The 15389-nt window shown below is 58.3% G+C and carries 17 protein-coding genes; 9 read left to right on the forward strand and 8 right to left on the reverse strand.

All coding sequences use genetic code 11. The features are described 5' to 3' along the window. Positions 1-60 precede the first annotated feature (60 nt). A complete protein-coding gene (gene tyrS / locus K0F88_RS24485; protein ID WP_219097018.1) occupies positions 61-1260 on the reverse strand; it encodes a tyrosine--tRNA ligase in 1200 nt (399 codons plus the stop codon). Between the two features lie 212 nt (positions 1261-1472). Between tyrS and K0F88_RS24490 the strand changes: the two genes are divergently transcribed. Further along, complete coding sequence (locus tag K0F88_RS24490) at positions 1473-2894, forward strand: peptidoglycan DD-metalloendopeptidase family protein (protein ID WP_219096882.1); 1422 nt, start codon at positions 1473-1475, stop codon at positions 2892-2894. Between the two features lie 3 nt (positions 2895-2897). Further along, the gene (locus K0F88_RS24495) at positions 2898-3989 is read left to right on the forward strand and encodes an anhydro-N-acetylmuramic acid kinase (protein ID WP_219096884.1); all 1092 of its coding nucleotides are present in this window, start codon (positions 2898-2900) and stop codon (positions 3987-3989) included. Positions 3990-4056: 67 nt separating this feature from the next. Here K0F88_RS24495 and erpA read toward each other — a convergent pair whose 3' ends face one another. Together erpA and argC are read right to left on the reverse strand one after the other, a co-directional pair. Continuing rightward, positions 4057-4407, reverse strand: coding sequence for an iron-sulfur cluster insertion protein ErpA (gene erpA, locus K0F88_RS24500; protein ID WP_007947969.1), 351 nt, complete (start codon positions 4405-4407; stop codon positions 4057-4059). Positions 4408-4575: 168 nt separating this feature from the next. Further along, positions 4576-5610 carry an N-acetyl-gamma-glutamyl-phosphate reductase gene (gene argC / locus K0F88_RS24505; RefSeq protein ID WP_219096886.1) on the reverse strand — a complete coding sequence of 345 codons (1035 nt, stop codon included), beginning with the start codon at positions 5608-5610 and terminating at the stop codon, positions 4576-4578. Between the two features lie 135 nt (positions 5611-5745). On the opposite strand from argC, the gene hemJ reads away from it, so the two are divergent. The 6 genes from hemJ to coq7 all read left to right on the forward strand — a co-directional run bounded on the left by hemJ (position 5746) and on the right by coq7 (position 10266). Then, positions 5746-6174 carry a protoporphyrinogen oxidase HemJ gene (hemJ, locus tag K0F88_RS24510; protein ID WP_219096887.1) on the forward strand — a complete coding sequence of 143 codons (429 nt, stop codon included), beginning with the start codon at positions 5746-5748 and terminating at the stop codon, positions 6172-6174. Between the two features lie 27 nt (positions 6175-6201). After that, positions 6202-7170, forward strand: a complete 969-nt coding sequence (locus tag K0F88_RS24515) for a nitronate monooxygenase family protein (protein WP_219096888.1) — start codon at positions 6202-6204, stop codon at positions 7168-7170. Between the two features lie 92 nt (positions 7171-7262). Continuing rightward, the gene (locus K0F88_RS24520) at positions 7263-8240 is read left to right on the forward strand and encodes a DUF805 domain-containing protein (RefSeq protein ID WP_094470375.1); all 978 of its coding nucleotides are present in this window, start codon (positions 7263-7265) and stop codon (positions 8238-8240) included. A 62-nt stretch (positions 8241-8302) separates the two neighbouring features. Beyond that, positions 8303-9091, forward strand: coding sequence for an SDR family oxidoreductase (locus K0F88_RS24525; protein ID WP_219096889.1), 789 nt, complete (start codon positions 8303-8305; stop codon positions 9089-9091). An 81-nt stretch (positions 9092-9172) separates the two neighbouring features. Further along, on the forward strand, positions 9173-9511 hold the full coding sequence (locus tag K0F88_RS24530) for a histidine triad nucleotide-binding protein (RefSeq protein WP_094470373.1): 339 nt from the start codon (positions 9173-9175) through the stop codon (positions 9509-9511). A 107-nt stretch (positions 9512-9618) separates the two neighbouring features. After that, complete coding sequence (gene coq7 / locus K0F88_RS24535; RefSeq protein WP_010467212.1) at positions 9619-10266, forward strand: 2-polyprenyl-3-methyl-6-methoxy-1,4-benzoquinone monooxygenase; 648 nt, start codon at positions 9619-9621, stop codon at positions 10264-10266. Positions 10267-10371: 105 nt separating this feature from the next. On the opposite strand, the gene speD is transcribed toward coq7, so the two are convergent. Then, on the reverse strand, positions 10372-11166 hold the full coding sequence (gene speD / locus K0F88_RS24540; RefSeq protein WP_094470371.1) for an adenosylmethionine decarboxylase: 795 nt from the start codon (positions 11164-11166) through the stop codon (positions 10372-10374). A 239-nt stretch (positions 11167-11405) separates the two neighbouring features. Beyond that, positions 11406-11828, reverse strand: a complete 423-nt coding sequence (locus K0F88_RS24545; RefSeq protein ID WP_007941657.1) for an OsmC family protein — start codon at positions 11826-11828, stop codon at positions 11406-11408. 233 nt (positions 11829-12061) lie between these two features. On the opposite strand from K0F88_RS24545, the gene crp reads away from it, so the two are divergent. Then, positions 12062-12706: a cAMP-activated global transcriptional regulator CRP gene (gene crp / locus K0F88_RS24550; protein ID WP_008027103.1), complete on the forward strand. Its 645-nt coding sequence runs from the start codon at positions 12062-12064 to the stop codon at positions 12704-12706. Here crp and K0F88_RS24555 read toward each other — a convergent pair. The 3 genes from K0F88_RS24555 to trpD all read right to left on the reverse strand — a co-directional run bounded on the left by K0F88_RS24555 (position 12703) and on the right by trpD (position 15384). Beyond that, on the reverse strand, positions 12703-13404 hold the full coding sequence (locus tag K0F88_RS24555) for a lipoate--protein ligase family protein (protein ID WP_094470369.1): 702 nt from the start codon (positions 13402-13404) through the stop codon (positions 12703-12705). The genes crp and K0F88_RS24555 overlap by 4 nt on opposite strands. 97 nt (positions 13405-13501) lie before the next feature. Then, positions 13502-14338 carry an indole-3-glycerol phosphate synthase TrpC gene (gene trpC / locus K0F88_RS24560; protein ID WP_219096890.1) on the reverse strand — a complete coding sequence of 279 codons (837 nt, stop codon included), beginning with the start codon at positions 14336-14338 and terminating at the stop codon, positions 13502-13504. After that, entirely contained in the window at positions 14335-15384 is a 1050-nt protein-coding gene (gene trpD / locus K0F88_RS24565; protein ID WP_219096891.1) for an anthranilate phosphoribosyltransferase, read from the reverse strand. Before trpD ends, trpC begins: the two co-directional genes overlap by 4 nt. Positions 15385-15389: the final 5 nt, after the last annotated feature.

Consider the following 15389-nt stretch of genomic DNA (forward strand, 5'->3'; position numbering starts at 1 on the left):
CGCCGGAAGTGGGGCGAATTATAGACTTCCAGAATCTGCCGTCAACCCCTAATCTCAGCTTTATTCAGATTTGAGCGTGATACGCGCAAACGCCTTCTTTCCGGCCTGGCAAACATGGGTCGCACCCAGTACGTATATAAAGGTGCGATCAACCACCTCACCATCTATACGCACACCGCCGGAATTCAGCAGATCACGAGCCACCGCCGAGTTCTTCACCAAGCCTGCCTTATTAAGGACAGCAGCAATCGGCATGTCTTCAGTAGCAGTCAGCTCGATCTCTGGCAGATCGTCCGGCAGCTCGCCATCCTTCATACGATTACCCGCCGCACGGTGAGCATTGGTCGCAGCCTCTTCACCATGGAAACGCGCAACGATCTCTTCGGCCAGCTTGATCTTGATATCACGGGGATTGGCGCCCGCCTCGACATCGGCACGGAACGCGTTGATCTCATCCATGGAACGGAAACTGAGCAATTCGAAGTAGCGCCACATCAGCACATCCGGAATAGAGACCAGCTTGCCGTACATGACACCCGGCGCTTCCTGGATACCGACGTAGTTGCCCAAAGACTTGGACATCTTCTTCACGCCATCCAGTCCTTCGAGCAGCGGCATCGTCAGAATGCACTGAGCCTCCTGACCATAACTCCGCTGCAGTTCACGCCCCATCAGCAGGTTGAACTTCTGATCGGTACCACCCAACTCGACATCCGCGCGCAAAGCGACCGAGTCATACCCTTGAACCAGCGGATAGAGGAACTCGTGAATAGCGATTGGCTGATTGGTCGTATAGCGCTTGTCGAAGTCATCGCGCTCAAGCATGCGAGCCACGGTGTACTGCGAAGTCAGACGAATGAAGTCCGCCGGCCCCATCTGGTCCATCCAGGTGGAGTTGAACGCCACCTCGGTTTTGGCCGGATCAAGAATCTTGAAGACTTGAGTCTTGTAGGTCTCGGCATTCTCGAGAACCTGCTCACGGGTGAGCGGAGGACGCGTTGCACTCTTGCCACTCGGATCACCGATCATCCCGGTGAAGTCACCTATAAGGAAAATCACCTGGTGACCCAGTTCCTGGAACTGACGCAGCTTATTAATAAGCACGGTATGACCCAGGTGCAAATCCGGCGCGGTCGGATCGAAGCCTGCCTTAATACGCAGTGGCTGGCCACGCTTGAGCTTTTCGATCAGCTCGGACTCGACCAACAGTTCTTCCGCACCACGTTTAATCAGCGCTAGCTGCTCTTCAACCGACTTCATAACAGACCCGCAAGGCTCGAATTCAAAGGGGACCAACCATACAAGATCACGGGTCAAATACAAAGTTTGGCCGGCGCAATGACGCCAATCCGCTGGCAGAGTGACCACGGGCTTGCTTCAGAGATGATTTGGTTATATTTTATACAGTTATTTCATCTTCATCATGTCATTCATCTTTTCCAATTCATCTTTTTCAAAGTCAAAAATTACCTATGACCAAAGAATCGTCTAAAGCGCCACCGCTTTACCCGAAGACCCACCTGCTCGCAGCAAGTGGTATCGCCGCTCTTCTGAGCCTGGCGCTTCTGGTATTCCCTTCCAGTGATGTAGAAGCCAAAAAGACGACGTTGAGTCTTGAGCTGGAAAGTCCTGCCGAACAACTGACACAAGATCAAGACGCTGCTGAAGCCGTCCAAGCCACAAATGAACCGACAGCTTCGCCTTTCGCGCAGATCGAAAACAGCGCCGAAGAACCACAGGAAACCGCCCAGGCCGAGCCTGCACCTGCCCCGGCCGTCGAAGAAAAGAAGGCGCCAGGCCACAGGGAAGTGATCGTTTCCAAAGGCGACACGCTGTCCACGCTGTTTGAGAAAGTCGGCCTACCTGCCACTTCGGTGCATGAAGTACTGGCCAGCGACAAACAGGCCAAGCAATTCAGCCAACTCAAACACGGCCAGAAACTCGAATTCGAACTGACCCCAGACGGCCAGCTGACCAACTTGCACAGCAAGGTCAGCGACCTCGAAAGCATCACCCTGACCAAAAATGACAAGGGTTATACGTTCAACCGCATTACCGCCAAACCTACCGTGCGTTCTGCCTATGCTCATGGCGTGATCAACAGCTCGCTGTCGCAGTCTGCCGCGCGTGCCGGCCTGTCCCACAGCCTGACCATGGACATGGCCAGCGTGTTTGGCTATGACGTCGACTTCGCCCAGGATATTCGCCAAGGTGACGAGTTTGATGTGATCTATGAGCAGAAAGTCGTAAACGGCAAGGCTGTCGGCAACGGTCCGATCCTTTCTGCGCGCTTCACCAGCCGCGGCAAGACCTACACCGCCGTGCGTTACACCAACAAGCAAGGCAACAGCAGCTACTACACCGCTGACGGCAACAGCATGCGCAAGGCGTTCATCCGCACGCCGGTAGACTTCGCCCGCATCAGCTCGAAATTCTCCATGGGCCGCAAACACCCGATTCTGAACAAGATCCGCGCCCACAAAGGTGTTGATTACGCAGCACCACGCGGCACACCGATCAAAGCGGCCGGTGACGGCAAAGTGTTGCTGGCCGGTCGCCGTGGCGGCTACGGCAATACCGTGATCATTCAGCATGGCAACACCTACCGCACGCTTTACGGCCACATGCAGGGCTTTGCCAAAGGCGTCAAAACCGGTGGCAGCGTCAAGCAAGGCCAGGTGATCGGTTATATCGGCACAACCGGGCTCTCCACCGGCCCACACTTGCACTATGAGTTCCAGGTCAATGGCGTGCACGTCGACCCACTGGGCCAGAAGGTTGCGATGGCCGACCCGATCTCCAAAGGGGAACGCGCACGCTTCCTCGCGCAGAGTCAGCCGTTGATGGCGCGCATGGACCAAGAGAAAGCCACCATGCTGGCTTCGAAGCGCTAAATCATGACGCTCTATATCGGTGTGATGTCCGGGACCAGCCTCGATGGCCTGGACATTGCGCTAATCGAGTTGACCCCAGCGATCAACCTGATCGCCACGCACTACACCCCAATGCCTGATTCCCTGCGCGCCGAGCTGCTTGGCTTGTGCGCCAGCGGCCCGGACGAGATTGCCCGCTCCGCCATCGCCCAGCAGAACTGGGTGAAACTGGCGGCTCAGGGCATTAACACTCTCCTCCACCAACACAACCTGAAACCCGAAGACATTCGCGCGATTGGCAGCCACGGCCAGACCATTCGCCATGAACCGGCGCGCGGCTTCACGGTTCAGATCGGCAACCCTGCCCTACTCACCGAGTTGACTGGCATCACCGTGGTCAGCGACTTCCGCAGCCGTGACGTAGCCGCTGGCGGGCAAGGCGCACCATTAGTGCCGGCCTTTCACGAAGCGTTGTTTGATGAACGTGCCGGCAATCGTGCAGTGTTGAATGTTGGCGGATTCAGCAACCTCAGCCTGATCGAGCCCGGCAAACCTGTCGCCGGTTTCGACTGCGGTCCAGGCAACGTCCTGCTGGATGCCTGGATTCATCAGCAACGCGGCGACAACTTTGATCGCGACGGCCAATGGGCCGCCAGCGGCAAGGTTGAACCGGTTCTGCTGAATGAGTTGCTGAGCGATCCATTCTTCGTGACCAAAGGCCCGAAAAGCACCGGGCGAGAAGTGTTCAACCTGCCATGGCTGACACACCACCTCTCGAAATTGCCGAATTTCGCCGCTGAAGACGTGCAAGCCACTCTGCTTGAGCTCACCGCACTGACCATCGTCGAATCACTGCAGCATGCCCAATCAGACACTCAGGAGCTGCTGGTCTGCGGTGGTGGCGCGCACAACGCCACGCTGATGAACCGTTTGGCCGCCCTGCTGCCGAACGCGTCGGTCAGCAGCACTGCCGCTTACGGTGTGGACCCGGACTGGGTCGAAGCCATGGCCTTCGCCTGGCTGGCCCATTGCTGCCTGGAAGGCATCGCCGCCAACCGCCCGAGCGTCACCGGCGCCCGCGGCCTGCGCGTACTCGGCGCCATCTACCCAGCATAAAGGCCGCACAGCAAAACGCCGCAAAGCCCTGAAGCCCTGCGGCGTTTGATACTGCGGTGAAGCGCGATCAGATCGAGAACGAAGAGCCGCAACCACACGTGGTGCTGGCGTTCGGATTCTTGATCACGAAACGCGAACCTTCCAGACCTTCCTGATAATCCACCTCGGCACCGGCCAGGTACTGGAAGCTCATCGGGTCTACGACCAGACTCACACCTTCGCGCTCGACGATGGTGTCGTCATCGGCCACTTCTTCATCGAAGGTGAAACCGTACTGAAAACCTGAACAACCGCCGCCCGTAACGAATACGCGCAGCTTCAAGCGATCATTCCCCTCTTCATCGACCAGGCTCTTCACCTTGTGCGCGGCACCGTGGGTGAATTGCAAAGCGGTGGGGGTGAAGGATTCGACGCTCATGCTGACTATCTCCCGGCGTTACGCCGCCATAATGCGTGATGACGCGCATTATCCGCTTCTCCTAGAAAATTGGTCAACTATTGTTACGGTATATCAATAAACCCGATTGCCGGTTCGAAACGCAAAAAGGCCCGTTCAACGGGCCTTTTTGCTGAGCGGGATAAAGCCTTACGGCAGCATGCCGGCGTGGGACAGGCCCAGGCGCTCATCCAGCCCGAACAGAATATTCAGGTTCTGCACTGCCTGACCCGACGCACCTTTGACCAGGTTATCGATCACCGACAGCACCACCACCAGATCACCGTCCTGCGGACGATGCACGGCGATACGGCAAACGTTGGCACCACGCACGCTACGGGTTTCCGGATGGCTGCCGGCCGGCATTACGTCGACGAACGGTTCGTTGGCATAACGCTTTTCAAACAGCGCCTGGAGATCCACCGAGCGATCCACGACGGTCGCGTACAGCGTCGAATGAATGCCACGAATCATCGGCGTCAGGTGCGGAACGAAGGTCAGACCGACATCCTTGCCCGCTGCGCGACGCAAACCCTGACGGATTTCCGGCAAATGACGGTGACCTTTGACGGAGTAGGCTTTCATGCTTTCCGACGTCTCGGCGTACAGCGAACCGACCGAAGCGCCACGACCAGCACCGCTGACACCGGATTTGCAGTCAGCAATCAAACGCGTGGTATCGGCCAGTCCGGCTTCGAGCAAAGGCAGGAAACCCAATTGCGTCGCGGTTGGGTAGCAACCCGGCACGGCGATCAGGCGAGCATCCTTGATCTGCTCGCGATTGACTTCCGGCAACCCGTAGACCGCTTCTTCCAGCAGTTCCGGTGCACCGTGCGGCTGGCCGTACCACTTGGCCCACTCGGCAGAGTCTTGCAGACGGAAATCCGCCGACAAGTCGATAACCTTGGTCCCGGCTGCCAGCAATTCACCCGCCAGCGCATGGGCAACGCCGTGTGGCGTGGCAAAGAACACCACATCACAAGCGCCCAGCGTCTTGATATCCGGAACGCTGAAGGCCAGGCCGTCGTAGTGGCCTCGCAGGTTCGGGTACATGTCGGCCACGGCCAGACCGGCCTCGGATCGGGAAGTGATCACAACCACTTCAGCTTGCGGATGCTGTGCCAACAGACGCAGCAGTTCGACACCGGTGTAACCCGTGCCGCCGACGATACCGACCTTGACCATAAACCTGCCCTCAACGAACCCACTGGAAAGCCGTCGATAATAGGGGCCGCGCGGCCCTGCGACAACCGTCAAGGTGACGTGCGGACAGTCAAGCCTCTACTATTCGGGCTACCGTGAACCTGGGAATAACTAAAAATGCTTTATCTGTGGCTCAAAGCGCTTCATATCGTCAGCATGGTCTGCTGGTTTGCCGGCCTGTTTTACCTGCCGCGCCTGTTCGTTTATCACGCGCAAAGCGAAGACACCGTCAGCAAGGAACGCTTCAGCCTCATGGAGCGCAAGCTGTACCGCGGCATCATGGGCCCGGCGATGATCGCTACCCTGATATTCGGCATTGCACTGATCTGGCTGAACCCGAGCATCTTCAGTCAAGGCGCGTGGATTCACGCCAAGCTGACCCTGGTGGTGATCCTGATCGGCTACCACCACATGTGCGGCGCGCAGGTGAAACGTTTTGCCCGTGGCGAAAACACCCGCAGCCATGTCTTTTATCGCTGGTTCAATGAAGTGCCGGTTCTGATATTGCTGGCTATCGTAATTCTGGTCGTCGTTCGGCCGTTCTAATAAGCACAACTCACCGGGGTACTTCCAATGTCGCTGCCCGCTTTGCTCGAACAACGTTTGCGTCTGCCCGTGGTGGCAGCGCCGATGTTTCTGATTTCCAATCCGCAATTGGTGCTCGCCTGCTGCCGTAACGGCGTGGTCGGCAGCTTTCCCGCGCTGAACCAGCGCGAGAGCAGCGGCTTCAAGGCCTGGCTGGAAGAGATCGAAGCAGGGTTGGCGACACTGGAGAATCCGGCGCCTTACGCGGTCAACCTGATCGTTCACAACACCAACCCACGGCTGCAAGCAGACCTTGCGATCTGCATCGAGCATAAAGTTCCGATCGTGATCACCAGTCTCGGTGCAGTGAAAGAAGTCGTCGATGCCGTCCACAGTTATGGCGGACTGGTGTTCCATGACGTCACGACGCGGCGCCATGCCGAAAAAGCCGCCGAAGCCGGTGTGGATGGCTTGATAGCCGTGGCAGCGGGTGCCGGTGGACACGCCGGGACCTGGAGCCCGTTCTCGCTGATTGCCGAGATTCGCCAGTTTTTCGACAAGACCCTGTTGCTGGCAGGCTGCCTTAACCACGGCCACGAGATCCTTGCTGCGCAATTGCTCGGCGCGGACCTGGCCTACTTCGGTACGCGATTTATCGGCACCACTGAAAGTCATGCGCCTGACGCCTACAAAGAGATGCTGCTGACGTCCAGAGCCGCGGACATCGTCCATACGCCGGCAGTGTCAGGCGTACCGGCGAGTTTCATGCGTCAAAGCCTGGAGGCTGCCGGTTTCGACATGGCAGCACTGCAAGGCAAGGGCGAGGTCAACTTCGGCTCCAAACTCAAGCCGATCAGCGATGAAGCCAAAGCATGGAAAACCGTGTGGTCTGCGGGCCAGGGTGTCGGGGAAATCGATGATTTGCCGAGCGTCGATCAATTGGTCGCACGACTTGACGCGGAATACCGCAAGGCTCTGGAACTGGCGGCCGAGCTGCCCAAACGCTGGCCACGATGAGATGAAAGTTTGGCCTGCCCGACCCGCCTGGCCTTACAATCCACGCTTGAAACACACCCTATTACAAATTCTCGCGACAAGGATGCCTCGCAATGAGCGACAACCGTTTCAAGATCGTGTTCGACGGCGCTCTGCTGCCAGGCGTTGACGCCACCACGGCCAAACAGAAGTTGGCCGAGCTATACAAAAGCGAAGTCGGTGCGGTCGAACGACTGTTCACTGGCAAGACGGTTACGCTCAAGAAAGACCTGTCGCACGCCGACGCACAAACCTACCTCCAGGCGCTGACGAAAACCGGCATCGATGCTCGCATCGAAAGCGAATCGTCCATTGAGCTGAACCTGGCCGAAGCCCACGAACACAGGCCTGTCGCCAGCCAACCGGTATTTGCCGACCCCGCATCCCCTTACGCACCACCCCGAGCCACCGTCGGCGAAAGCCTGCCCGCGTATGCTCCACTCAAGCCATTCAGCGTTGAAGGCCGCATCGGTCGTTTGCGCTATCTCGCCTGGACAATGGTCCTGACGCTGGTCACGCTGGCCGTCGGTTCGGTATTGGCCATTTTCGCCTTCGCCATCATCAGCGCCGATTCGACTGCAGGCCTGATTCTCGGTGGCCTGGTTGCGTTCTTCCTGTTCATTGCCATGGCGGTCGTGAGCATTCAGATCAGCGTTCAGCGCCTGCACGACATCGGCTGGTCCGGCTGGCTCTGGCTGCTGAACCTCGTACCCTTCGTAGGCAGCTTCTTCCCGTTGGTGATCATGATCGCCCCGGGCACCAACATCGCCAATCGCTACGGCGCACCGCCTCCCCCCAACACCACGGCGGTCAAAGTGCTGTCTTCGCTGTGGGTCGTATTAATCGCCATCGTCTTGGTTGGCGCGCTGGCCGGAGGCCTCACGGCGATCCAGCAAGAGTATGAAACTGCTGCCGAAACCAGCTACGACAGCAGCTCGGTGATCACTGAAGAAGTCGAAGTCGAGCCGGCCGCAGAGGCTGAGCAGGCACCCGATTCTGCAGACGATGAAGCCGAAGAAGCCCCGGCCCCTGTAGACTCTGCGAAAGAATGAACAGCGCTCCCCGCCCGTGACACCCGCGTCGCCGGCGCGGAGCTGTTGCGATGGAGAACTGCATGACCCGTTACGCTCTGATCACTGGCGCTTCCAGTGGCATCGGCCTGGCGATGGCCGAAGCGCTAGCCCGCCGTGGCCGCAGCCTGATTCTGGTGGCCCGCCAACGTGATCAGCTGGAAAGTATTGCCATTGAACTGACCCAACGCTTTGGCGTGGAAGTATTGTTTCGTGCCTGCGACCTCGGTGAGCCATTACGGCTGTCCGGGTTTCTGCTGGAACTGGAAGAAGGTGACCGGCAAATCGATTTGCTGATCAACTGCGCGGGCATCGGCACCTGCGGGCCATTTCTGGCCCAGGACTGGATGACCGAGCAGGACCTGATCGAAGTGAACATCCTGGCACTCACCCGCTTGTGCCATGCCATCGGCAACAGCATGGCCTTGCAGGGGGGCGGGCAGATTCTGAATGTCGCCTCAACGGCCGCTTTCCAACCCGGCCCATGGATGAGCACGTACTACGCCAGCAAAGCCTATGTGCTGCATTTTTCCGAAGGGTTGCGCGTCGAACTGAAGAAATGTGCGGTCAAGGTCTCGGTGCTGTGCCCCGGTCCGACCCGTACCGGGTTCTTCCGTACCGCTCAACTGAATACCGGCAAACTGGCCGACAGCAACATGCTCATGAGTCCCGAAGAGGTTGCGCTGTATACCGTGCGCGCCTTGGAGAAAAATCGCGCAATCATTATTCCGGGTCGAGGCAATCGCTGGCGCGCCTTCCTGCCACGACTTGGCTCTCGCTGGCTGAACCGGACAATCGCTGGCATGGTCAACAAGGCCTACTGCCCCCGTTGACCATGCCCCAAGGTAAAAGGCTGGGCTCGGGGATAACCCATGAGTACACTCAGGCCAGTCCAAACAACGGAGAAAACAGCTGTGGATACTCTGTTCACCAAGATCATCAACCGGGAAATCCCGGCGAAGATCATCTACGAGGACGACCAGGTACTGGCCTTCCACGACATCGCCCCACAGGCACCGGTGCACTTTCTGGTCATTCCGAAAAAAGCAGTGCGCACCCTCAACGACCTCACCGAGGACGACAAGGCGTTGGCCGGGCATATTCTGTTCACCGCCCAGCGCCTGGCCCTGGAGCTGGGCTGCGAAGAAGGTTTCCGTGTGGTCATGAACTGCAATGAACTGGGCGGACAGACTGTCTACCACATTCATATGCATGTGCTGGGTCAGCGCCAGATGCACTGGCCGCCGGGCTGATTACAAAAGCTTCCAGGGAGTGGCCAGCCACTCCCGCATGACCCAGCGCAAACCTTCCCCGGCCGATTGGGTTAAACTGGCCGCCGAGATTCCTCCCGGAGGTCAGCATGACTACCCAGCGTCACTACTCGCCGATTGACCGTCTTCTGCTGCAAGCCGATGCCGCGATGCGGACGTTGCTGCCTTTCAGTGGCCAGCCATACCGTCCGTCGCCCGCCATTGTGCAGCCGGATGCGCAAATGAGTGACGAAGATACCCGCCACGTTGCTGGCTTGATGCGCATCAACCATACCGGTGAAGTTTGCGCCCAGGCGCTGTATCAGGGTCAGGCCCTGACCGCCAAGCTGCCGCACGTGCGGGCCGCCATGGAACATGCTGCCGAAGAAGAAATCGATCACCTGGTCTGGTGCGAGCAACGCATCCAGCAACTGGGCAGCCACACCAGCATTCTCAACCCGCTGTTCTACGGCATGTCGTTCGGGATTGGCGCAGTGGCCGGATTGATCAGCGACAAGGTCAGCTTGGGTTTTGTCGCCGCCACCGAGCATCAGGTGTGCAAACATTTGAACGAGCACCTTGAGCAATTGCCGGCGGAGGACGAGAAGTCCCGGGCGATTCTTGAGCAGATGCGGATTGATGAAGAGCATCATGCCGAAAGTGCGCTGGATGCCGGTGGATTCCGTTTTCCGGCGCCGGTGAAGTTCGGAATGAGTTTGTTGGCCAAGGTAATGACCAAGAGTACTTATCGGATCTGACGGATACGCTGCCGGAAAGGACGCCATCGCGAGCAAGGGCGCGTTGTTCCAGCCATAAAAATGGCGACTGCCGTGAGGTAGTCGCCTTTTTTGTGTTCGAAAATCTTAGTTCGGCACGTTGCGCGCGTAGAAGATTTCCAGCATTTCGTGTTTCACACGGTCAGTCACCTGAGCACGCTGCTCGGAGGACAGGTTGCTGGTGGCATCGCCGAACAGGTAGTCATCCAGTTCGAAGTTCTTCAGCAGCATTTTGGTGTGGAACAGGTTTTCCTGGTACACGTTCACGTCGGTCATCTGGTACGCGCCGCGGGTGTCTTCGGACAGGTAGTTCTGGATCGAGTTGATCTCGTGATCGATGAAGTGCTTTTTGCCTTCCACGTCACGGGTGAAGCCGCGCACGCGATAATCCACGGTCACGATGTCCGAATCGAACTGGTGAATCAGGAAGTTGAGCGCTTTAAGCGGTGAAATGACGCCACAGGTCGACACGTCAATGTCCACACGGAATGTCGCAATGCCATCGTCCGGGTGGATCTCCGGGTAGGTGTGCACCGTGATGTGGCTCTTGTCGAGGTGGGCCAGGATAATCTCGGGCAACGGGCCCGGCGATTCTTCGATCTGGCTGTCGGTCGGGGTTACCGGCTCTTCAGAGATCAGAATCGTGACGCTGGCGCCCTGGGGTTCATAGTCCTGACTGGCGATGTTCAGGATGTTGGCACCAATGATATCGACAACTTCCGTGAGGATCTGCGTCAGGCGTTTCGCGTTGTACTCTTTATTGATGTACTCAACGTAAGCCTGTTGGTCTTGCGGGGTTTCCGCGTAGCAGATGTCATAGATGTTGAAGCTCAAGGTCTTTGTCAGGTTATTGAACCCGTGGAGCTTGAGTTTGCTTTTCACCGTTAAAAACTCTCTATGTATTGCGGCCCGGGCCGCGTGATCAAGCATGCCCGTCAGATGCGAACAACGCAGCTGCGTAGGACGGTTAACACCTCTTCGCGATGGCGATTTTGGTTGTCTGTTCGGGTTCGCAGCCTGTCGATGACGAGGCCACTACCCTGAAAAAAGTGGCGCATTATGCAGACGTCAGCTTGGGATCGCCAGAGTCTGCACTGCTTTTATGATAGTTGAATGTCGATTCAACCGAGTTCGATGATCTCGTAGTCGTGGGTAATGGCCACTCCGGCCGCGCCGAGCATGATCGAAGCCGAGCAATACTTCTCCGCCGACAGCTCGATGGCGCGTTTGACCTGGGCTTCTTTCAGCCCGCGACCCTTGACCACGAAGTGCATGTGGATCTTGGTGAAGACTTTCGGATCCTCGGTCGCACGCTCGGCCTCGAGGAAAGCTTCACAGCTTTCGACGGCCTGACGGGACTTCTTGAGGATGCTGACCACATCGAAATTGCTGCAACCGCCGACACCCAGCAGGAGCATTTCCATTGGCCGGACACCCAGGTTGCGACCGCCTGCATCGGGCGGACCGTCCATGACCACGACGTGACCGCTGCCGGATTCACCGAGGAACATGGCTTCGCCAGCCCATTGGATGCGTGCCTTCATCGCCAGACTCCACTGCATAAAAAAGGGTCGCCAGCTTAGCACAGGGCCCAGGACTGACAGTGCCTTGCGTTTGTAGGGCATAACCTTCCGAACTGTAGGTAATTTCTCGAATATTGCAGGAAGTGTCTGTTAAGCTGGCGCCAATTCGCTGGCGCATGGCCAGCCTTTGCCCAGCCGTCGTCTGCGACTCATAAAAAACCAAACACACCGTGAAGTCTTTTCGGGATACAACCATGGTTGCTATTGCCCCAACCCCCAAAATCAAGAACCTCGACAAGCTATTGATGCATTGTCAGCGCCGTCGTTACGCGGCCAAGAGCAACATCATTTGCGCCGGTGACCGCTCGGAAACGTTGTTCTTCATCATCAAGGGTTCGGTGACGATCCTGATCGAGGATGACGACGGCCGCGAAATGATCATCGCCTACCTGAACTCCGGGGACTTTTTTGGTGAGTTGGGTTTGTTTGAACAAGCCGGGCTCGAACAGGAACGCAGCGCCTGGGTGCGTGCGAAGATCGAGTGTGAAGTAGCGGAAATCAGCTACGCGAAATTCCGCGAGCTGTCCCAGCAGGATCCAGACATTCTTTACGTGCTCAGCGGACAAATCGCACAGCGCCTACGCAATACCACGCGCAAGGTCGGCGACCTGGCCTTCTTCGACGTCACGGGCCGCGTCGCCCGTTGCCTGTTGGAACTGTGTAAACAGCCGGACGCCATGACCCACCCGGACGGCATGCAGATCAAAGTGACCCGTCAGGAAATCGGGCGGATTGTCGGTTGTTCACGGGAGATGGTCGGTCGCGTGCTCAAGGATCTGGAAGAACGCAACCTGGTGGACGTCAAAGGCAAGACCATGGTGGTCTTCGGTACGCGCTAAGCCTTGAACATGTCTGCCAGCAACTGGCGATAAAGCGCATCAAGCCGCCTGAGCGCATCGGGCACGGCAAATTTCTCATGCAGGGCAATGTGGCTTTCGGCGCGCACCCGCTGCTCAAGACCGCACGCTTCATTGAAGCGATTGACTGCGGCAACCATCGACTCACGTTCGTTATCCAGCAACAACGCACCGTGCACCAACCCGACCGGACGCGTGCCGCCCTTGCTCTGGCGCCAGCGCTGGGCAGTGCCCACCATCTTGCGGCCGTCAAGATTGACGTTGAAACGGCCATCGCAGAACGCGCCATCAACTTCGCCCAAGGACGAAACGCCGCCCAGCTCATCCAGTAACTGACAGATCGGGTCGCAGAGTCGGCGGTAAGCGGTTTCGATCCGGTTTTGATCGCCTTCGCTACGCGGGGGAGCGTAGACAAGGGCAATGTTGATCGTGGAGGCCGATTGCGGCACTGGCTCGCCGCCGGTTTCACGCAACAGCACCGGCCAGCCGGCGGCGGCTGAGACTTCGCAGGCAGCTTCGAAACCGGGTAGACGATTCAGGCGTCGCGGCATGACCAGTGCGCGGTCGTTGGGTTGCCAGAACAGCAGGCCGAACTCCGACTCGCCGGTACACACATGCGCCAACAAGTCCTGTTCGGCAAGCAGGCCGGCTTCGACGGTCAGAGAGATTGGTGGGGGCATGGATGACTCCGTAAGACATGAAGTCTTTGGCGTACTGGATGGCCTCTTCGCGGGCAAGCCCGCTCCCACAGGGGATCGGGTTGCCTGCAAAAAATGTTCAGTCGAGAGTAGAACCGCTGACCGGACCGCCGCGCTCAGGAAAGAACAGGCGCTGCAATTCGGTGCCCGGGCTTTCGGCGCGCATGAATGCCTCACCCACCAGGAACGCATACACATCGCTGATTTCCATCAGTTCCACATCAGCCCGGTTGAGAATGCCGCTCTCAGTAATCACGAGGCGATCACGCGGGATACGTGGCAACAGGTCGAGCGTGGTTTCCAGGCTGACGTCGAAGGTGTGCAGGTTGCGGTTGTTCACGCCGACCAGCGGCGTGTCGAGGGTTTTCAAGGCCCGCTCCAGCTCGTCGCCATCATGGACTTCCACCAGCACATCGAGGCCGACGCTTTTGGCCACGGCCGCCAGCTCGGCCATTTTCACGTCATCCAGCGCGGAGACGATCAACAGCACGCAGTCAGCACCCAAGGCACGGGCTTCGACGATCTGGTACGGGTCGATCATGAAATCCTTGCGGATCACCGGCAGGTTGCACGCTGCCCGCGCCTGCTGCAGATACGCATCGGCGCCCTGGAAGTAATCGATATCGGTCAGTACCGACAAGCACGTCGCGCCGCCCTTCTCGTAGCTTTTGGCGATGTCGGCTGGAACGAAGTGCTCGCGGATCACGCCTTTGCTCGGCGACGCTTTCTTGATTTCGGCAATGACGGCCGGCTGTTTCAACTTGGCCTGAGCAATCAATGCCTTGGCAAAACCACGGGGTGCATCGGCCGCCTTGGCCAGACTTTCCAGCTCCGCCAGGCTCACACGGGCGCTACGCTCGGCAACTTCCTGGACTTTGCGGGCCAGAATGTTTTCCAGAACCGTCGGTACACTCATCCCTCATTCTCCACTTTGAATACCGCGGTAAATGCACCCAACTCCTCAAGTTTTTCCCGAGCGAGGCCTGTGTGCAGCGCATCGTGCGCCAGGGCAACGCCTTCTTTCAAACTGGTCGCCAGGTCGGCGGCGTACAGCGCCGCACCGGCATTGAGCACGATCATCTCAGCGGCTTTCTGACCGCTCTCGGTCTTGCGCTTGCCCAAGGCATCGCGAATCAGCTCAAGGGACGCCGCCGGACTTTCCACTGCCAGGCCATGCAGGCTCTGGCTCTTCATGCCCAGGTCTTCTGGCTCGACCCAATATTCGGTGATCTGGTCATTCTTCAGTTCGGCCACATAGGTGGGCGCCGCCAGGCTGAACTCGTCCAGGCCATCCTTCGAGTGCACCACCAACACGTGCTTGCTGCCCAGGCGCTGCAAGACTTCGGCCAATGGCCGGCACAACGCCTGACTGAACACGCCCACTACCTGATGTTTCACGCCGGCCGGATTCGTAAGCGGGCCGAGCATATTGAACAGGGTACGCAGGCCAAGGTCCTTGCGCGGGCCGGCGGCGAACTTCATGGCTCGGTGATGGGTCTGGGCAAACATAAAGCCGATGCCGACGTTGTCGATGCAGCGCGCCACCTGGACCGGGGTCAGGTTCAGGTAGATACCGGCCGCCTCCAGCAAGTCAGCGCTGCCGCTTTTGCCCGACACCGCACGGTTACCGTGCTTGGCCACGGTGCAACCGGCTGCTGCCACCACGAAGGAGGAAGCCGTCGAGACGTTGAAAATGTTTGCACCATCACCGCCGGTGCCGACCACATCGACGACGCCGTCGAGGGTCTTGAGTTCGACCTTGTCCGCCAGCTCGCGCATGACTGAGACCGCGCCGACGATTTCATCGATGCTTTCGCTCTTCATGCGCATGGCCATCATGAACGCGCCGATCTGCGCGTCCGTGCATTGCCCGGTCATGATTTCGCGCATCACATCGCGCATCTCATCGGTGCTGAGGTCGAGGTGGTCGACGATACGGCTCAGGGCTGTCTTGATATTCATGAAAA

The sequence above is a fragment of the Pseudomonas sp. UMAB-40 genome, from assembly GCF_900095275.1.
GTDB lineage: Bacteria > Pseudomonadota > Gammaproteobacteria > Pseudomonadales > Pseudomonadaceae > Aquipseudomonas > Aquipseudomonas mandelii_B.